The organism is Stenotrophomonas sp. GW821-FHT02D01 (assembly GCF_059421765.1).
Window position 1 is genome coordinate 603027 of record NZ_JBWKVP010000001.1, and the last position, 16565, is coordinate 619591.

Here is a 16565-nt window from a genome sequence, read left to right on the forward strand (position 1 = left end):
ACGCCAGGGGACACATCGATGGGCCGCAGGGGATCGCCAAACGGACTGCAGACCTGGCTCTGGATCCTCGGTGGCCTGTTCGTGCTGTGCACGCTGCCGCTGATGGCCATCGCGCTGGTGCAGGGCACGCAGCGCTACACCGAAGCCAAGGCCAACCTGGTCAGCCTGCAGCAACTGCGGCAGACCTTCGAACTGGCCAATCTGGTGTCGGCCGAGCGTGGACCGGCCAACAGCCTGCTCGGCGCCGACAGCACCGATGTGCAGGAGCAGCGCCGACTGGCCACGCAGCTGGCGGTCGCACGGCAGCGGGTGGACGCAGCGACGCAGCACCTGCAGAGCGTGTTCCAGAACGACCCGCGGGTGGTGGACGAAACACCGCGCCTGCACGAAGCGCGGCGCCGGTTGCAGACTGCGCGCGCCGCGGTCGACCGGGTGGCCGCGCTGCCAAGAGGCGAACGCTCGGCAGAGGAGGTGGAGCACGCGATCAACAACATGTTCGCGGTGTATGACCGGCTGCAGGCGCTGACCTCGGTGCAGATCAGCGATCTGGTCGCGGCTGATCGCGAAGCCGCGATTCCTGCCATGCAGGGGCAGATCCTGATCGACCTGCGCGAGCACGGTGGCCGCTTGGCATCCAACGTGATGGCGCCGCTGGCCGTGCCCGGCGCGTGGCGGGAGCCGCAGGTACGCGCTGCGCAGCAGACCGAGGGCCGCCTGCTGGAGCTGTGGCGATTGGCGGCCAGCCACGAATCGGTGTTCCGCAGCGAGCCGGCGCTGTCCCTGCACTGGGACATGGCGCGCCGGCAGTTCTTCGGCCAGTCGCTGCCGATGGTGGAAAAGCTGATCGACGATGGCCGGCGCGGCGTACCGCCACCCTGGACGGCGGCCGAGTTCACCGCGCGCTACGTGCCCACCCTGCAATCGCTGGAAGCGCTGCGCGATGGTTACCTTGGCGTTTCGATCGCGCGCTTCGAGCACACCCGCAACAAGGAAGCGGTACGTCTTGCCGTGCTGGCCGCCACGGTGCTGGGGACTGTACTGCTGCTTGCGCTGGCACTGCGCATCGCCCACGTGCAGATCCTGCGGCCGTTGCTGCAGGCACAGGCGCAGGTGATCCAGATCGCCTCGGACACGCCGGGTGCAGAGCAGCACGCCACCCACCCGATGGCGGAAATGCAGCGCCTGTTCGATGCCATCGAGGTACTGCGGGCGAAATCGCACCAGCGCTCGGCATTGACCCGTGAGCTGCGCGAGCTGGCCGATACCGATCAGCTGACCGGCCTGTTGAACCGGCGCTCGCTGGAGGAACGGGTACGGCAGCGGCGTGCCGATGGAAGCACGCAGGCGGTGGTGATTCTGCTGGACGTGGACCATTTCAAGGCGATCAACGATGGCCAGGGGCATGCGGCCGGCGATGACGTGCTGGTGCAGGTGGCGCAGTTGCTGCGCAGCCATCTGCGCCGCAACGACAGCATCGCCCGTTACGGCGGCGAGGAATTCCTGGTGCTGCTGGCCGACGGTGATCTGGCCAGTGGCCGGCGGTTGGCCGAGTCGCTGCGGGTGGCATTGCGTGCGCAAGACATCGTGCTGGGCAGCCGTGACATCCTGCGGGTCACTGCCAGCTTCGGTGTTGCCCAGGGCGCGCTTGACCCGATCGGCTGGCACGCGCTGGTGCGTGCCGCCGACGCCGCCATGTACGAGGCCAAAGCGCTGGGCCGCGACCGGGTGCAGGTGGCGGGCAACGGACGCGCCGCGCGCTGAGCCGGTCAGCCATTGTCCGCCTGCGCCCTGCGCAGGATGTGGCCGACCATGTGCCGGGCCACGGTGCTGGGCACCGGCAGTCCGCGCCAGCGCATCGCCCCCACGCGGAACGTGGCGCTGGCCGTGGCCAGCAAGCGGCCGCTGGGCGAGGTCAGGCGCCCGCGGGTGAAAATGATGCTGCCCTTGCTGTGCTCGATCTGCCCCCAGCCGATGATGCGCCCGGGACGGGCGGGACTGACGAAACTGGTCTTCGATTCGACCGTTACCGCCAACCGGTTGGGCGGCAGCGTTGCGTAGATCGCCGGGCCCATGCAGTCATCCAGCATCGCCGACAGGAAGCCGCCCTGGATGTTGCCCATCGGGTTGGTCAGGGCTGTGCTGGCATCGAACTCGACATTGATCTGGTCCTGTGCGGGATCGTGGCTGATGAAACGCCACCCCAGCAACAGGCCGGCCTTGGACGGAGGAAGGTCGCCGTTGATCACGCTGTACAGCAGGGACTGGGGATTCATGCGGGAAACCTCGGTGTGGGGGGAGGTCAGGCAGGTTGCAGCAGCGACAGCAGGGCCAGCAGGAATCCGATGCAGCACAGCGCGACCACGGCCGCACCGGCAGAGACCGGCGTCCTGGCACCCGTGCGCTTTCGCACGCCGGATGCGACCGCGACCGGTGGCAACGTGGCCAGCAGACAGAACAGCTGGAAGGCGACCAGCTGTGGCAGCGCGAAGTGACCACCGAAAAAGATCAGCCAGGCCAGCATCACCCCTGCTCCGGCCAGCGCGATCCAGCCCGCGCCGACCACCTTGATCAATGCCATCAGCAGCACCTGCATGCGCGGTGGGACGCCGCCCCAGGCCAGCCCGACCGCTTCACCGTGGTAGGGCATGAACTCCGAGCGTTTCAGGTAGGCCGCTGCGAACAGCGCGACGATGAAAAAGGCCAGCAGGTAGCTGCCGAACGCGAGCGAGGCGAACAGGTCCATGTGCCATCCATGCAGATGCCGAGAGGGAGCCGATGGCCAGGGCAGGCGCTGCATCCCCTGGCTGGTACATGGCCGTGCGATTCTTGAACGGCGCCCTGTTAGCCGCGTGTCGCGCCGATCACGGCCCTTTCTGCATCCGAAATTAACGCGCGCAGCGTGTTGCGTGCTGCATCACAACGGTGTTGTGAGCGACGTTGCGGCTTCACGCGTGCTGATGCCTTCCAGCTCCAGCCGCATGTGATCGAAATCGAGGGTCCAGGCCGGGAAGGCGGCCAGTACATCCCAGCCGAGCACCCCCTGGTTGCGCACGCTCACCTCGGTTGGATCCTGCAGGGTGACCGCCAGCGACGGCAGCATCGCGCGCTGCCCGCCGATCTGCACCGTCACCTGTGGCCACTGTGCCACTGCGCGTTCGCTGCTGCCGCCGGCGCCGGCCAGGCGCTGGCGCGTTACCGCCAGGCCCTTCAGCACCTGCGGATGTGCGCGGGCGAAATGGGCCGACAGGGACGAGCTGCTGGCGCCGCTGTCCAGGTGCATGGGCACCTCGATGCCGCCGATGCGTGCGTCGACGAACAGATCGCTGCCCGCCAGCGCCAGGTTGCGGGGCAGGTCGGCCGCGCCGGCACCCGGTTGCGGTTGCAGCTGGCCATCGCCGCCGAAGCGGATCCGGCCCATCGCGCGCAGCACCGGGAAGCCGATGATCGCGTCGATGTGGTAGCCGCCGGGCACCGGCATGTCCAGCTGTGCATCGTCCAGCACCAGGAACACCACATTGCGCAGGTCCAGCCCGGCCAACTGCAGGCGGTCGGCGATGGCCACGCGGGTGGCCACGGTGCGCCGGCTCGAACTGCCCACCGCGGCCTCGTCGCCGATCTGCAGGCCGAGCCGTTGCGCAGTGCTGGCCGAGATCACCGACAGATTGGCGCCGGTATCGAGCACCGATTCCTGCGCACGGCCGTTGATGAGCACCGATGCGCGCGGCAGGCCGACCTTGTCGCGCGCGAATGCCGTGCGCGCAGGCGTGAACTGCTGCACGCGCTGCGGCGGCGCGCTTGCCAGTGCAGCGGCCAGTGTCGCCAGGGTCTGGCTGCCCTCCACTGCATCGCGGTCGGCAGGGCAGCGTGCGAGCACGTGCAGGGATGCCTGCGCCGCGGCTGCGGCGCGCGCGTAGTCGGCCGCAGCGAAAGCCGCATCGGCGATGACCCGCTGCGCCAGCGCGGTATCGCAGGTGCCACCGCCGCGCTGGGCAATGAAGGCCTCGGCCAGGCTGATCGCCTGCCGCTCATGCAGTTGCGCCGCTGCCTGCCGTGCCTGTGCCAGCAACGGCCACGGCGCGGGCAGCACGGCCGTGGCATCGGCCAACGCAGACAGGTTGCCGTCGGCCGCCTCCCGCAGGCGCTCCCGCGCATCATCGGCGGAGAGCGGGCCCGCGCAGCAGGGCAGGGACATCAGCATGCAGAGCGCTGCCACCGACATGGCGCGGGCGCGCGGCAGCTTGGAATGTGCAGTCATCCGAAGTATCCTGTAGATGGATAAAAATTTTCTGTAAAACAGAAATTACTATGCGCGAATCAGAAAAATCAAGGCGTCTCGTCCAGGCCGCGCGCCGGCTGCGCTGGGTGGCGTGGGCCGGCGTGCTGATAGCGCCGCTGTTGACCGCGGCAGCGCTGGCCAACACGTGGCTGGGCAGCACCGCGCCGGTGCAGGCGGAAATGGATGCGGGTGGGTTGCCGCTGGCCTGGGCCGGTACGCTGGCGCTGGCGCAGGCGGCACTGGTGGCCGCAGCGTTGTGGCAGCTGGCGCAGCTGCTGGGCCAGGTCCGCATCGAGCGCCTTTTCCCCCTGCAGGGCAGCCGCCGCTTCGGCCGTTTTGCCGGTCTGCTGCTGCTGGCGGTGCTGGTCAACGGCGTGCTGGCGCCGCTGCTGGGCGCACTGCTGTCGGCCAGCGCGCACGGCCAGCTGCGCCTGTCCATCGACGGTGCCGACCTGCTGGCCGTGCTGGTGACCCTGGTACTGTGGCTGGTAGCCCGCTTCCTCGATGCCGCAGCGCGGTACGAGGACGACCATCATTCGATCATCTGAGGCGCTGATGGGAAGCATCGTCATCCGCCTCGATGTCATGCTGGCGCTGCGCAAGGTGCGCTCGCGCGAGCTGGCGCAGCATGTGGGCATCACCGAATCGAACCTGTCGCTGCTCAAGTCCGGGCGCGTGCGCGGCGTGCGCTTCGACACGCTGGCGCGGATCTGCGAGTACCTGCAGTGTCAGCCCGGCGACCTGCTGGTCTACGACCCGGACGCCGAGGGCGATGCCCCCGGCGATGAAGGATGAGCGCGCGGCGCATGTTCATCGGTGGCGCACGCGCTGCTGCCTAGACTGGCCACTCGCCCGTCCCAGGAGTACGCCATGACCCTGCGTTTCGTTGTGACTGCCACGCTGCTGGCGGGCCTGTTCGCTGGCTGCGCCAGCAGCACACCGCGGCCCGATCCGGGCGCCGATGCGCCACGTCATCCGTCGATCGCCGCTGATGCCAGCCCGGTGCCTGCCTTCACCGGCGGGGGCGCCGGCTGGTCCATCGAGATCGCCTCCACCGGCAAGGGCAACCACGATGCCACGCTCACCGTTGCTGGCCGCAGCAGCGCTGGAACGCTGCGCTACCTCGGCCAGCCGGCCGGTGCGCCCAGTTCGTTGACGGTACTCAACGGTGAGCTGGGCAAGCAGCCCACCATCGTCGAGATCAAGCGCGAGCCCTGCCGCAACGCCGAAGGCGTGGATACGTCGGCCAGCGTGCAGGTGACTGTCGAGGGCCAACCACAACGCCGCGGCTGCGGCTTCCTGGCCGTGTACTGACTGGCACACGCATGATCCACATCCCTGTGCTGGAGACACCGCGCCTGCGCCTGCGCGCGCAATGCCTGGATGACTTCCCGGTGTATGCCGCGTTCCAGGCCTCGCCCCGTGCGCGCGGCATGGGCGGGCCGTTCGCTGAGGTCGCCGCGTGGGGGCAGTTCTGCCACGACCTGGCCAGCTGGCATCTGTTCGGCCACGGCGCGTTGATGATCGAGCGCCGCGACACGGGCGAGTGCATCGGCCAGGTCGGCATCAACCATGGCCCGCTGTTTCCGGAACAGGAACTGGGCTGGTTGCTGTATGCCGGGCAGGAAGGGCAGGGTTTCGCCAGCGAGGCGGCGGCGGCGCTGCGTGATTGGGCGTTCGTGGTGCGCGGATTGCCGACGCTGGTGAGCTACATGGCAGCGGACAACCACGCCTCGCAGGCAGTGGCGGTCCGCCTCGGCGGCGTGTTGGACGCGCAGGCGGTGCGCAGCGATCCGGATGACCTGGTGTTCCGCTATCCGCGCTGATGAGTGACGGTCACCGCGGCGCGGGGGCGCTGCACGCGGGAATGCCAACTGCGGCCACTGCGTGAAGAAGGTGCCAGCAGCCATCCACGCATCGGTCACCGCGTCGAGCAGACGCTGGACACCCATCTGTTGAAGGAACTGCCCATGACCACGCTCACCCTTCCCGAACTGGCCAAGAAAATGGCCGGCATCGATTTCACCATGCTGCAGACCCATGCCGGCGGCCAGATTGCTGGCCGCCCGATGAGCAACAACGGCGATGTGGACTACGACGGCGACAGCTGGTTCTTCACCATGGAAAACACCGATATGGTGCGCGAGATCAGCGCCGACCCGAACGTGGCGCTGGGGCTGACTGGCAGCAAGTCGCTGCTGGGCAAGCCACCGCTGTTCGTGCACGTGCAGGGCAGGGCGGCGCTGGTCCGCGATCGCGCCACGATGGCCCAGCATTGGGTGAAGGACCTGGAGCGGTGGTTCGAGCAGGGCGTGGATACGCCGGGTCTGGTGCTGATCCACGTACACGCCAGCCGCATCCATTACTGGGATGGCGAGGACGAAGGCGAGATCGTGGTCTGATCGCGGGGGCCGCACAGGGCCCCTGCACATTGCTGCCGCAGCTCAGGAATGTGCAGGCGTGCCGGACCACGCGGCCAGTTCCGGTGCCAGCGCATGTGCAACGGCGCGGCGCAGCAGTGCCGGGGCCACGTAATGGCGATGGGCGCTGTCGATCATGGCCATGTAGAAGCGGCCAAACGCATTGAGCGTCTGCACGCGCGAGCCCAGGCTGATCTGGACCTGGCCGTCCTCGCAGAACTGCACGCGCACGCTGCTGCGGAAGCGGAGATGGCGGTCGTCTGCGCCGAGCAGCACTTCGGCACACCGGTCTTCCGCATCTACTTGGGCATCCAGCACCGGGAAACGTCCGCCGAACACGCGGCTGCGATCGGTGGACAGCAGCGACGACACCGGGCAGCCCAGCGGCGAGGTGCGCAGACGCAGTGGTGCAACCAGACGATTGCGCAGTGCCATCAAGCGGCCGACGCCCGCCGGCGGGTTGCGCAGGAACCCGTCCAGTATGTCGGCCAGCAGGGCGGAGGCCGATCGATGGCGGGTCTGCCCGCCGTGCAGGGTCAGCGTGGTCGTGTCGTTGTAGTGACTGTGCGGCAGGGCGCTGGCGAGCATTCCCGATGGAGGCGACGACGCGCTGCTGCAGACCGGGTACGCCGGCGTCGCCCGCTCCACGAATCCGCGCAGTGGCTCCAGGCTGAAGCGGCGCAGCGGCCCCAGCAATGTGCGCGTCCGCGCACAGAGGTGTGCGCGCAGGCTGGGCGCCGCCGCCTGCAGTGACAGTTGCAGCAACGGCGTGGCGGCGAGTGTGGTTGCGCTGGGCCAGTGCGCTGCTGGCAGCACGTCGGTCAGGCTGGGAATGTCCGCGGCGTTTGCCTGTGCCAGTGCGCGCGCCTGCGCGCTCATTGCCCCGGCCAGTTCATTGCTGTGGCACGAGAGCGCGAACAGGGCAGGGTGGGCAGGACTGTTCGAGGCGAACTGGTGCCAGGTGCCACCACCAAAGCGCACGGTGAACAGGCAATCGGGCGGGATGCGGACACGACGCAGCGACCGGAGGAAGTGCGAGGGATCGTCCGCCAGCTGCTGATCGGATGCGCTGGCAAACCGCAGCTCGGCACCGGCACTGCCGGCGATGGCGGTGAACATGCGCGGCCCGGCATGGCGGTGGAAGGGATGGCCGCCGGCACCCACCACGAAGCTGTACAGCGATGACGGATCGCCGTGCTGCAGGTGCATGCCACCCAGCCGTGCCGAGGGCTCGTCCAGCGCATCGATGAAGGCCGGGTGGTGGCGTTGGCGCTGGCTGGCATCGCTTACCAGCGCATCGCCGGCACCAATGCCAAGCTGCGCGATCAGGGTGACTTCCACCGGGCCACCACCGTCGTGTGCCGGAAGCTGGATACTCGGGAACGAACGGCTGGTGCGGGTCGAACCGGGCATCGCAGTGCTCCTCAGCGGGCGGGGGTCTTGCGGCGTGCGCGCGCTTCGCGCTTCAGCGGGCCGCCGACCGGACAGACTTCGGCAGCCCAGGAAAACAGCGTGTTGGCCAGGCGGTCGGGCACCTGCCGGAAGTACACGAACTGGCCGCGCTTCTCGCGTTCGATCAGGCCGGCGTCTTCCAGGATGCGCAGGTGGCTGGAGAGTGCCGGCTTGCTGAAATCGAAGCGCTCGGCCAGCTCGCCCGCGCTGAGTTCCCCGGCGCTGAGGTAGGCCAGGATCTGCCGGCGTGCGGTGGAGGCCAAGGCTTCGAAGATACGGTCCATGGTTGCAATTAACTAATTCGTTAACTGATGTTCCCCCTGGTGGCAGGTGATGTCAAGCGCGGGCGTGCCCGTTGCGTACTGCCTCCCGGCTTTGTCATCCTCCCCGCTGTTTTCCGTTCCGTGGAGTTCCGATGCGCCCTGCGCCCTGGCTGATCGCTGGCCTGCTGCTGCCGATCGTGGTGATGGCCCAGCCTGCGCGTGCGCCGAAGGCACCGGCGCAGGATCCCTTCAGCGAACTGTTCGACACTGCCTGCATGCAGCACATCGGCGCGCCGGCCCGGCTGCAGTCGCTGATGGATGCCAATGGCCTGACGCCGCTGCAGCCGGCCGAGGCCGCCACGCTGCTGCAGGGCCAGCCGGGCATGGCATGGATGGTGCCGTTGGCCAGTGGCCGCTATGCGGTCAGCTGGGCCGATGATGGCACCTGCACCGTGTATGCCGAGAAGGCCGACCCGGCGGTGGTGCAGAAGGGCTTCGCGCGGTTGATGCAGGCCGCACCGAAGCCGCTGCAGATCCGCTCGCTGCCCTCGCGCGGTCCACTGTCCGGCGACCAGGTGGCGATCCAGTACGGTTGGGCAACGCCGGGCGAAAGCAAGCTGCGCGTGCGCTTCCGGCTGGTCACCCGGCAGGCCGCCGAGGCGGGGGTGCAGGCGATGGCCTCGGCCTCGCCGGGCGAGGCGATGCTCGAACAGGCCACTTCGCCGGCACCGGCACCTGCCCGGTAGCGCTGCCGGAGTACACGCGATTCAGCCAACAGCCCGGGGATGTGATATATCGTTTATCGATAAATCCACCCCGGGGCGGCAGGGCCGCTCCACATCGGAGGCTGCTTGACCGCTCGTCCCGCCCGCGCCCTTCCTGCGCGCGGCTTGTTCACCCTGGCCCAGACCGCCGTGCAGGCGGTGCGCGCGATGTGCTGGCTGGGCATCCTGGCCGCGCTGCTGGCAGTGCCGCTGGTGGCCTACGACCGCAGCTGGCTGCTGGACAGCGTGCACGACGCGCAGGCCGCGGCCATGCACGGTTCGCATCTGTTCCTGCATTTCTGCGTGGGCCTGGCCGCCATCGTTGCGCTGCTGGTGTTGTGCCTGGTGTTCCTGCGCCATTTGGCGCGGCTGCTGCGTTCTGCGGCGAACGAACGCCCCTTCACCCATGCCAATGCCGTACGCCTGCAACGCATGGCCTGGCTGATGCTGGCGATGGAGGTGCTGTCCATCGTGATCGGTCTGTATGCCAGCTGGATGGGGCCGGACTTCGCGTGGATGGAGGTGGGTGGCGGCATGTCGATCACCGGCTTGGTGGCCGTACTGATGCTGTTCGTGCTGGCGCGGGTGTTCACCGTTGGCGCAGCGATGCGCGACGATCTGGACGGTGTGATTTGATGGGCATGATCTGATGGCGATCGTCATCACCCTCGACCGCATGCTGCAGCAGCGCGGCATGACCTTGTCCGAGCTGGCCGGGCGCATCGACATCACCCTGGCTAACTTGTCGATCCTGAAGACCGGCAAGGCACGCGCGATCCGCTTTTCCACCCTCGATGCGATCTGCCGCGAACTGCAATGCAGCCCTGGCGACCTGCTCGGGCATGACCCTGCGCGGGCGCAGGATGCGGATTGAGCCTGGCTGCGCCGCACGCCTGCACCGCACCACTTTTCCCTTACTGACGAAACGGACCTGAAATGGAATGGTTGGCTGACCCCTCGATATGGATGGGCCTTGCAACCCTGGTCGTGCTGGAGATCGTTCTCGGCATCGACAACCTGGTGTTCATCGCGATCCTGGCCGACAAGCTGCCGCCGCACCAGCGCGACCGCGCGCGGGTGATCGGCCTGGCATTGGCGCTGCTGATGCGGCTGGTGCTGCTGGCTGCGTTGGCCTGGATCATGAAACTGACCGAACCACTGGTCACGCTGCTGGAGCACAGCTTCTCCGGCCGCGATCTGATCCTGCTCGGCGGCGGCCTGTTCCTGCTGTTCAAGGGCACCATGGAGCTGCACGAGCGGCTTGAAGGCCGCGAGCATCACGAGGACGGCAAGAAGGTCTATGCCAGCTTTGCGATGGTGGTGGCGCAGATCGTGGTGCTTGATGCGGTGTTCTCGCTGGATTCGGTGATCACCGCGGTCGGCATGGTCGACAACCTCGGCGTGATGTATGCGGCGGTGACCATCGCGATGGCGCTGATGCTGCTGGCCAGCAAGCCGCTGACCCGCTTCGTCAACAAGCACCCGACCGTGGTGGTGCTGTGCCTGGGCTTCCTGCTGATGATCGGTTTCAGCCTGGTGGCCGAGGGCCTGGGCTACAGGATCCCGAAGGGGTACCTGTACGCGGCCATCGCGTTCTCGATCCTGGTGGAAGCGTTCAACCAGTGGATACGTTTCAACCGCGAGCGCAACGAGCAGCGCCAGCCGTTCCGCCAGCGTACTGCCGATGCCGTGCTGCGGCTGCTGGGTGCGCGCCAGGCCAATGGCCACGATGAAGACGAAGCCGATGAGCGCGGCAGCACCGAAGAACGCCTGCAGCCCGCCGAGCACGAGATGATCCGCAGTGTGCTGGGCCTGGCTGACCGTCCGGTATCGAGCGTGATGACGGTGCGTGCCGACGTGCAGTGGATCGACATGGCGCGTGGCCACAACGATGTGGTCGCACGCCTGGTGGCGTCGCCGCATACGCGGATGCTGGTGGGCGAGGGCGACCTGGACAGCCTGCGAGGCGTGGTGCAGAGCCGCGACCTGCTGGCCGGCCTGTTGCAGGGCAAGCCACTGCAACTGGAGGGCAACCTGCGCGAGCCGCAGTACGTGCTGTCCAGCGCCAGTGCGTTGCAGGCGCTGGAACTGATCCGCCAGCACCCGGTGCCGCTGGCAGTGGCGGTGGACGAGTACGGCAGCGTGGAAGGCCTGGTAACGGCCAACGACCTGCTGGCGGCGATCGCTGGTGACCTGGCCGATACCCAGGACGAGCGCTATGGCGTGGTTGCACAGGGCGAGGACTGCTGGGACGCCGACGGCGCGCTGACCCTGGATGACTTGCAGCGGCTGGCCGGCGTATCACTGCCGCGCAGCGCGGATTACATGACCATTTCCGGGCTGGTGCTGGAGCAACTGGGGCGCCTACCCGACGTCGGCGACACGCTGGAGGTGGCCGGTATCCGCATCACCGTGCTGGCGATGGAGAAGCGGCGCATCACGCGGTTGCGGGTGGAACGCCTGCCGGAAGCGTGACGATGTCGGGGCTGGGCCCATGCCCGGCTCTATCCATTGCCATCTTCTGCCGTCACCATGGCGGGCCTGTTCGCCGTTCTGGATTGTCGTAGTGCTGAGTACGATTGGTTTTCTGATGGGCCTGTATGTGGCCTGGCGCCTGTTCTGGCCGCTGCGCCTGCCTGTCTGGTCGAAGGTGGTGCTGTCGGTGCTGCTGGTAGGCATTGCCGTGCAGCTGCGCATCGTCGCCAGCTTCTGGGGCACGATGGCCTCGCCGGAAATTCCGAAGATGGCCATTGCCGCGCTGGCCACCGGTTCCACCGCTGTGCTGCTGCTGGCCCTGGTGTTGCTGGTGCTGGACGCCGGCCTGTTGGCTGCGCGCCTGCTACGCGCACCGCGCGCCATTTGCGTACTGCGCAGCAAGGCGCTGCGCCCGTCTGCCGCGGTGCTGGCGCTGCTGCTCAGCGCCTTCGGTGTCAGCCAGGGCATGGCCGTACCCAAGCCACGGCAGATCGAGGTGGCCATCAGCGGCCTGCCGCAGGCCTTCGATGGCTACCGTGTGCTGCAGCTCACCGACATCCACGCCAGCCGCCTGCTGACCGGCGACTGGGTGCGCCAGGTCGTGGCTGCAAGCAATGCACTGCAGCCGGATCTGGTGGTGATCACCGGCGACCTGATCGACGGCAGCGTGCAGGCGCGCCGCAACGATTACACCCCACTGGCGGACCTGCGTGCGCCGGACGGGGTGATCGCCATTACCGGCAATCACGAGTACTACGCGCAGTACAGCGAATGGATGCAGGCCTTCCGCGCGCTGCACATGCAGGTGCTGGAAAACAGCCACACCCAGGTGCGCCGTGGCGGGGCAGCACTGACCATCGCCGGCGTCACCGACCCGGTCGCCGCACGCTATGGCCTGCCGCTGCCCGACCTGGAGGCCGCCCTGACCGGTGCCGACCCCAGCGCACCGGTGATCCTGCTCGACCATCGGCCACGCAATGCACGCGAGGCCGCTGCACGCGGGGTGAAGCTGCAGCTGTCCGGGCACACCCATGGCGGACAGATCATCGGCATGGACCAGCTGGTGAAGCGCGCCAACGGCGGCTTCGTCTCGGGTCGCTACGCGGTGGATGGCATGACGCTGTACGTGAGCAACGGTGCCGGCCTGTGGGCCGGGTTCCCGGCCCGCATCGGCGTACCTTCGGAGATTACGATGATCACCCTGCGCCGGGCGCCGTGACAGTGGGGTCGGATCCCTTTCCAGACAGCAAAGGGCTCTGACCCCGTTTGCCAAAGTCTGGCGGGGCAGGCCATCCACGCATGGCGTGGATCTACTGCATCGTCACCGCCTTCATGACACGCTGCGGCCATGAAGGAAAGCACGCAATGACCGCAGGACGGCAGCGCTCGATGTGGGTGGCCGGCCTTTCCACGGTGGTGGAGTGGTACGACTTCACCCTGTACCTGTACTTCGCCACGGTGCTGTCGCGGGTGTTCTTCGGCGGTGGCGAAGAGGCGATGCTGGTCACCCTGGCCGGCTTCGCGGTGTCCTACCTGATGCGTCCGCTCGGTGCGCTGTGCTTCGGCCATCTAGGCGACCGGCTCGGCCGGCGCTGGATGCTGCTGGCCTCGATGGCACTGATGGCCGCGGCCATGCTGGCCACCGCGTTGCTGCCGACGGCCGCTACGGCCGGTGCGACTGCTGGCGTGTTGCTGTTGATCCTGCGCTGCGTGATGGCGTTTTCCGTGGGCGGCGAATACACCGGCGTGGTCGCCTATCTTCTGGAAAGCGCGCCGGCGCGGCGACGTGGCCTGGTCACTTCATTGGCCTCGGCGGCCAGCGAAGTGGGCGCGCTGCTGGCAGTGGCCATCTCCGCGCTCACCGTGGCCCTGCTGCCTGCGCCGCAGCTGGACAGCTGGGGCTGGCGGATCCCGTTCTTGTTCGGCGCGGCGCTGGCACTGGTGATCCTGATCGCGCGTTCGGGCATGCACGAATCGCCGGAGTTCGAACGGCAGCGGCGCGAAGGCAGCATTCCGGCTACGCCGCTGCGGCATGTCCTGCGCAACCATCCTGGTGCGGTGGCGCGCACGTTCGCGATTTCCGCACTGGGTTCGATCACCTACTACGTGGGCATCACCTATGTGCCAGCGTTCCTGCACGCGCAGGGGCACGATGAAGGCGATGCGCTGTGGCTGTCGACGATTGCGGCGGTGGCGGTGATCGCGATCACCCCGCTGTGCGGGGCGCTGTCCGATCGCTTCGGGCGGCGACCGCTGCTGCTGGGGCTGACGGTGCTGGCGGCGCTGCTGCCGCTGTCGATGTTCGGCTGGATGGCCTCTGCTGCGCCGTTTGGCATCGTGCTGGCAGCGGTGAGCCTTGCCTGTGTGGCCGGCGGTATCAGTGCGGTGGCGGCACCGGCCACGGCCGAGCAGTTCCCCGGCGAGGGCCGGGTCAGTGGACTGGCGCTGGGGGTGACCATGGCCACCGCAGTGTTTGGCGGGGCGACGCCGTGGTTGGCGCAATGGTGGGTGGAACGCAGCGGTTGGGCGGCGGCGCCGGGGGCGATGATCGCGCTGGTGGCGGTGCTGGTGCTGCCGGTGCTGTGGACGCTGCCGGAGACCGTGCCGAAGACCCGCCCCGTGTACCGGGGCGGGCAGTGAGCGCTTAGACCTTCAGGGTCTGCTCGATGTCGGCCAGCACTGCGGCCGCATCCACGCCGATGGCGATGGACTGCAGGACATGGCCGTCCCACACGCTGGGGCCGAAGCCCATGCCTTCCGGCTTGGGAATGGTCATGCCACGGGCGACGCCGTCGGTGGCCACGCGCACGCTGGCACGCTCGAACTGGAACAGCTCCGGGCGGGTCAGGGCGATGCAGGCGCAGCAGTCGTGCACGACCATGCCCTTGTGGCCGGCCTGCAGATAGAAGTCGACGTAGTCCTGCGACAGGGCGCGCACCAGCTCGGCGTCGGCGCCGCCGATCGCGGCCAGCTTGTCCAGGCCGTCACGGTTCATCTCCACGCGGGTAGTCACGTCCAGGCCGATCGCGGTGACCGGCCAGTGGGCGGTGAACACGATGTCGGCCGCTTCCGCGTCGCCCCAGATGTTGGCCTCGGCCGCCGGGGTGATGTTGCCGTTGACGTGGAACGCACCGCCCATCAGCACCACGCCACGCACCAGGCCGGCGATGTCCGGGGCCTGCTGCAGGGCCAGCGCCAGGTTGGTCATGCGGCCGACCGCGACCAGGGTCACTTCGCCCGGATGGGCGCGGACCAGATCGATGATCAGCTGGTGGGCCGGACGCGCATCAGCGGCCACGTCCAAGGCCTCCGGCACCGGGTGGTTGCCCAGGCCGTTGTGGCCATGGATGTGCACCGGCCAGGCTTCCGGGGTGGCTTCGGGCTGCAGCGGACCTTCGGCGCCGCGCGCGATCGGGGCGGTGAACCCCCAGGCCTGCTTCAGGTACAGCGCGTTGTGGGTGGTCGACTCCACCGAGGCATTGCCGAAGGTGGTGGTGACGCCGATCAGGTCGATCTGCGGGTGCTTGTGCAGGTACAGCAGAGCCAGCGCGTCGTCGACGCCCGGGTCGGTATCGAAAATGACTTTCAGCATGTTGTTGTTCTTCTTCTTCCGTGTGGTGCAGGGGGGCCGGCGGCCCCGAGGGCAGGCCGGCGCGCCCCACATTGTCCCATCTTCATGACAGGCAGGGCGAACCGGCGGCGGTGGTATCGTCTGCGGGCCCGAACCCGTCGCAAGGAGCTGCGCCATGCTGGCTGTGACCCTCGTCCTGATTGCCCTGGTGCTGGGGCTGAACCTGGTGGCCAGCTTCGTGGTGCTGGGCCGCGACGACCTTCCCGTCAGCAGTCGCGCCGGGCAGCTGCTGGTGGTGTGGCTGCTGCCACTGGTCGGCGCGATCGTGTGCATGGCGATGGCCACCGCCGATGACTCACCCGCGCGGGGCGATGGCACTGGCGGTGGCGCCTATGATTCTTCTGGTGGTTCCTCCGGCGACAGCCACAGCAGCCACAGCTACAGCAGTTCCGACTGCAGCAGTGGCGACAGCGGTGGGGGCGGAGACGGCGGCAGCTGTGGCGGCGGCGATTGAGGCGAGGTCATGCCCCGGTAGTGCCGGCCGCTGGCCGGCAACCCCATGAACTCAGCTTCCGCCTTCGGTCGGCAATGGCGCAGGCACGTTCAACAATCCGCCGCTGGCCACATACGCGGCCAAGGCCTGGCCCTGGCTGAGCAGGTGGCGTTCCATCGTGCGTTCGGCGGCTGCAGCATCGCGCTGGCGGAAGCAGTCCATCAGTTCGCGGTGTTCGGCCAGCGACTGCGCGGTGCGGCCAGGCGCCAGCAGCTGGCGGCCGCGATGCATCTTCAGGATGCGGTGCAGGTCGTGGGTGATGCGGATCAGCCACGGGTTGCCGGCGTAATGCTGCACCGTCTCGTGGATGAGGTAGTTGTTGCGGTAGTACTCGGCGATGTTGCCCTCGGCGGCGGCCGCTTCCATCGCCGCGTGCAGTTCTTCCAGCTGCTGCACGCCGGTGTCGTCGATGTGCTTGACCGCTTCATGCGCACAGCGGCCTTCCAGCATCGCCATCACCGGGAACAGCTGGTTGAGGTCTTCCAGGGTCAGCCGGGTTACCCGTGCGCCGCGGCCGGCATCGATCTGCACCAGGCCTTCGGCGGCGAGCAGTTTCAGCGCTTCGCGCAGGGGCGTACGACTGATGGCCAGTTCCTCGCACAGTGCCGGTTCGTCGATCCACTCGCCCGGCGGCAGGCGGTAGTCGTAGATCCGCTCGCGCACGTGTTCGGCCACCTCCTCATACAGAGGGGCGCGCTTCTTCGGAGGACGCGGAGCGGGAGCGATGGTCATGCGGAAAGTGTAACGCCAGGTTGTGCCGGCCGCTGGCCGGCAACCCGTGATCGTTCGGC

20 protein-coding genes are annotated in these 16565 nt (G+C 68.1%); 13 read left to right on the plus strand and 7 right to left on the minus strand.

Features of this window, described 5'->3' with window-relative positions; genetic code table 11:
- The first annotated feature begins 18 nt into the window (after positions 1–18).
- Complete coding sequence (locus tag AC07UW_RS02820) at positions 19–1761, plus strand: GGDEF domain-containing protein (RefSeq protein ID WP_495211388.1); 1743 nt, start codon at positions 19–21, stop codon at positions 1759–1761.
- 5 nt (positions 1762–1766) lie between these two features.
- Here the strand turns inward: AC07UW_RS02820 and AC07UW_RS02825 are convergent, their stop codons facing one another.
- From AC07UW_RS02825 to AC07UW_RS02835, 3 genes are all read right to left on the minus strand, one after another.
- Complete coding sequence (locus AC07UW_RS02825; protein WP_033830583.1) at positions 1767–2273, minus strand: PaaI family thioesterase; 507 nt, start codon at positions 2271–2273, stop codon at positions 1767–1769.
- Between the two features lie 26 nt (positions 2274–2299).
- Positions 2300–2743 (minus strand): hypothetical protein, encoded by a 444-nt coding sequence (locus AC07UW_RS02830; RefSeq protein ID WP_033830584.1) that lies wholly within the window; start codon positions 2741–2743, stop codon positions 2300–2302.
- A gap of 171 nt (positions 2744–2914) precedes the next feature.
- Positions 2915–4255, minus strand: coding sequence for a retropepsin-like aspartic protease family protein (locus tag AC07UW_RS02835; RefSeq protein ID WP_495211389.1), 1341 nt, complete (start codon positions 4253–4255; stop codon positions 2915–2917).
- Between the two features lie 50 nt (positions 4256–4305).
- Here AC07UW_RS02835 and AC07UW_RS02840 point away from each other — a divergent pair, with 50 nt between their 5' ends.
- The 5 genes from AC07UW_RS02840 to AC07UW_RS02860 all read left to right on the plus strand — a co-directional run bounded on the left by AC07UW_RS02840 (position 4306) and on the right by AC07UW_RS02860 (position 6678).
- On the plus strand, positions 4306–4824 hold the full coding sequence (locus AC07UW_RS02840; RefSeq protein ID WP_152543169.1) for a hypothetical protein: 519 nt from the start codon (positions 4306–4308) through the stop codon (positions 4822–4824).
- A gap of 7 nt (positions 4825–4831) precedes the next feature.
- On the plus strand, positions 4832–5071 hold the full coding sequence (locus AC07UW_RS02845) for a helix-turn-helix domain-containing protein (RefSeq protein WP_033830587.1): 240 nt from the start codon (positions 4832–4834) through the stop codon (positions 5069–5071).
- 75 nt (positions 5072–5146) lie between these two features.
- Positions 5147–5590 (plus strand): hypothetical protein, encoded by a 444-nt coding sequence (locus AC07UW_RS02850; protein WP_495211390.1) that lies wholly within the window; start codon positions 5147–5149, stop codon positions 5588–5590.
- A gap of 11 nt (positions 5591–5601) precedes the next feature.
- Entirely contained in the window at positions 5602–6102 is a 501-nt protein-coding gene (locus tag AC07UW_RS02855; protein WP_495211391.1) for a GNAT family N-acetyltransferase, read from the plus strand.
- A gap of 144 nt (positions 6103–6246) precedes the next feature.
- Complete coding sequence (locus tag AC07UW_RS02860) at positions 6247–6678, plus strand: pyridoxamine 5'-phosphate oxidase family protein (protein ID WP_033832071.1); 432 nt, start codon at positions 6247–6249, stop codon at positions 6676–6678.
- 42 nt (positions 6679–6720) lie between these two features.
- On the opposite strand, the gene AC07UW_RS02865 is transcribed toward AC07UW_RS02860, so the two are convergent.
- Together AC07UW_RS02865 and AC07UW_RS02870 are read right to left on the minus strand one after the other, a co-directional pair.
- Positions 6721–8109 carry a DUF2867 domain-containing protein gene (locus AC07UW_RS02865; protein WP_495211392.1) on the minus strand — a complete coding sequence of 463 codons (1389 nt, stop codon included), beginning with the start codon at positions 8107–8109 and terminating at the stop codon, positions 6721–6723.
- Positions 8110–8120: 11 nt separating this feature from the next.
- The gene (locus AC07UW_RS02870) at positions 8121–8432 is read right to left on the minus strand and encodes a metalloregulator ArsR/SmtB family transcription factor (RefSeq protein ID WP_025873922.1); all 312 of its coding nucleotides are present in this window, start codon (positions 8430–8432) and stop codon (positions 8121–8123) included.
- 131 nt (positions 8433–8563) lie between these two features.
- Between AC07UW_RS02870 and AC07UW_RS02875 the strand changes: the two genes are divergently transcribed.
- The 6 genes from AC07UW_RS02875 to AC07UW_RS02900 all read left to right on the plus strand — a co-directional run bounded on the left by AC07UW_RS02875 (position 8564) and on the right by AC07UW_RS02900 (position 14290).
- Positions 8564–9157 (plus strand): NMCC_0638 family (lipo)protein, encoded by a 594-nt coding sequence (locus AC07UW_RS02875; protein WP_495211393.1) that lies wholly within the window; start codon positions 8564–8566, stop codon positions 9155–9157.
- 186 nt (positions 9158–9343) lie between these two features.
- A complete protein-coding gene (locus AC07UW_RS02880; RefSeq protein ID WP_059063423.1) occupies positions 9344–9811 on the plus strand; it encodes a DUF2975 domain-containing protein in 468 nt (155 codons plus the stop codon).
- 13 nt (positions 9812–9824) lie between these two features.
- Positions 9825–10049: a helix-turn-helix domain-containing protein gene (locus tag AC07UW_RS02885; RefSeq protein ID WP_223494482.1), complete on the plus strand. Its 225-nt coding sequence runs from the start codon at positions 9825–9827 to the stop codon at positions 10047–10049.
- 62 nt (positions 10050–10111) lie between these two features.
- Entirely contained in the window at positions 10112–11650 is a 1539-nt protein-coding gene (locus AC07UW_RS02890) for a TerC family protein (protein WP_495211394.1), read from the plus strand.
- A gap of 82 nt (positions 11651–11732) precedes the next feature.
- The gene (locus AC07UW_RS02895) at positions 11733–12869 is read left to right on the plus strand and encodes a metallophosphoesterase (RefSeq protein ID WP_495211525.1); all 1137 of its coding nucleotides are present in this window, start codon (positions 11733–11735) and stop codon (positions 12867–12869) included.
- Between the two features lie 146 nt (positions 12870–13015).
- Positions 13016–14290, plus strand: coding sequence for an MFS transporter (locus AC07UW_RS02900; protein WP_495211395.1), 1275 nt, complete (start codon positions 13016–13018; stop codon positions 14288–14290).
- A 4-nt stretch (positions 14291–14294) separates the two neighbouring features.
- Here AC07UW_RS02900 and AC07UW_RS02905 read toward each other — a convergent pair whose 3' ends face one another.
- Positions 14295–15242, minus strand: coding sequence for a nucleoside hydrolase (locus AC07UW_RS02905; protein ID WP_495211396.1), 948 nt, complete (start codon positions 15240–15242; stop codon positions 14295–14297).
- Between the two features lie 154 nt (positions 15243–15396).
- On the opposite strand from AC07UW_RS02905, the gene AC07UW_RS02910 reads away from it, so the two are divergent.
- Positions 15397–15735, plus strand: a complete 339-nt coding sequence (locus tag AC07UW_RS02910; protein WP_495211397.1) for a hypothetical protein — start codon at positions 15397–15399, stop codon at positions 15733–15735.
- Positions 15736–15786: 51 nt separating this feature from the next.
- Here the strand turns inward: AC07UW_RS02910 and AC07UW_RS02915 are convergent, their stop codons facing one another.
- On the minus strand, positions 15787–16506 hold the full coding sequence (locus AC07UW_RS02915) for a GntR family transcriptional regulator (protein ID WP_495211398.1): 720 nt from the start codon (positions 16504–16506) through the stop codon (positions 15787–15789).
- Positions 16507–16565 lie beyond the last annotated feature (59 nt).

Excerpts from the sequence above, each read along its gene's own strand:
- AC07UW_RS02910 (WP_495211397.1), top strand. The coding sequence starts at position 15,397 with ATGCTGGCTGTGACCCTCGTCCTGATTGCCCTGGTGCTGGGGCTGAAC.
- AC07UW_RS02905 (WP_495211396.1), bottom strand. The coding sequence starts at position 15,242 with ATGCTGAAAGTCATTTTCGATACCGACCCGGGCGTCGACGACGCGCTG.
- AC07UW_RS02850 (WP_495211390.1), top strand. The coding sequence starts at position 5,147 with ATGACCCTGCGTTTCGTTGTGACTGCCACGCTGCTGGCGGGCCTGTTC.
- AC07UW_RS02875 (WP_495211393.1), top strand. The coding sequence starts at position 8,564 with ATGCGCCCTGCGCCCTGGCTGATCGCTGGCCTGCTGCTGCCGATCGTG.
- AC07UW_RS02900 (WP_495211395.1), top strand. The coding sequence starts at position 13,016 with ATGACCGCAGGACGGCAGCGCTCGATGTGGGTGGCCGGCCTTTCCACG.
- AC07UW_RS02820 (WP_495211388.1), top strand. The coding sequence starts at position 19 with ATGGGCCGCAGGGGATCGCCAAACGGACTGCAGACCTGGCTCTGGATC.
- AC07UW_RS02830 (WP_033830584.1), bottom strand. The coding sequence starts at position 2,743 with ATGGACCTGTTCGCCTCGCTCGCGTTCGGCAGCTACCTGCTGGCCTTT.
- AC07UW_RS02890 (WP_495211394.1), top strand. The coding sequence starts at position 10,112 with ATGGAATGGTTGGCTGACCCCTCGATATGGATGGGCCTTGCAACCCTG.
- AC07UW_RS02840 (WP_152543169.1), top strand. The coding sequence starts at position 4,306 with ATGCGCGAATCAGAAAAATCAAGGCGTCTCGTCCAGGCCGCGCGCCGG.
- AC07UW_RS02865 (WP_495211392.1), bottom strand. The coding sequence starts at position 8,109 with ATGCCCGGTTCGACCCGCACCAGCCGTTCGTTCCCGAGTATCCAGCTT.
- AC07UW_RS02855 (WP_495211391.1), top strand. The coding sequence starts at position 5,602 with ATGATCCACATCCCTGTGCTGGAGACACCGCGCCTGCGCCTGCGCGCG.
- AC07UW_RS02885 (WP_223494482.1), top strand. The coding sequence starts at position 9,825 with ATGGCGATCGTCATCACCCTCGACCGCATGCTGCAGCAGCGCGGCATG.
- AC07UW_RS02915 (WP_495211398.1), bottom strand. The coding sequence starts at position 16,506 with ATGACCATCGCTCCCGCTCCGCGTCCTCCGAAGAAGCGCGCCCCTCTG.
- AC07UW_RS02860 (WP_033832071.1), top strand. The coding sequence starts at position 6,247 with ATGACCACGCTCACCCTTCCCGAACTGGCCAAGAAAATGGCCGGCATC.
- AC07UW_RS02835 (WP_495211389.1), bottom strand. The coding sequence starts at position 4,255 with ATGACTGCACATTCCAAGCTGCCGCGCGCCCGCGCCATGTCGGTGGCA.
- AC07UW_RS02880 (WP_059063423.1), top strand. The coding sequence starts at position 9,344 with ATGTGCTGGCTGGGCATCCTGGCCGCGCTGCTGGCAGTGCCGCTGGTG.
- AC07UW_RS02845 (WP_033830587.1), top strand. The coding sequence starts at position 4,832 with ATGGGAAGCATCGTCATCCGCCTCGATGTCATGCTGGCGCTGCGCAAG.
- AC07UW_RS02825 (WP_033830583.1), bottom strand. The coding sequence starts at position 2,273 with ATGAATCCCCAGTCCCTGCTGTACAGCGTGATCAACGGCGACCTTCCT.
- AC07UW_RS02870 (WP_025873922.1), bottom strand. The coding sequence starts at position 8,432 with ATGGACCGTATCTTCGAAGCCTTGGCCTCCACCGCACGCCGGCAGATC.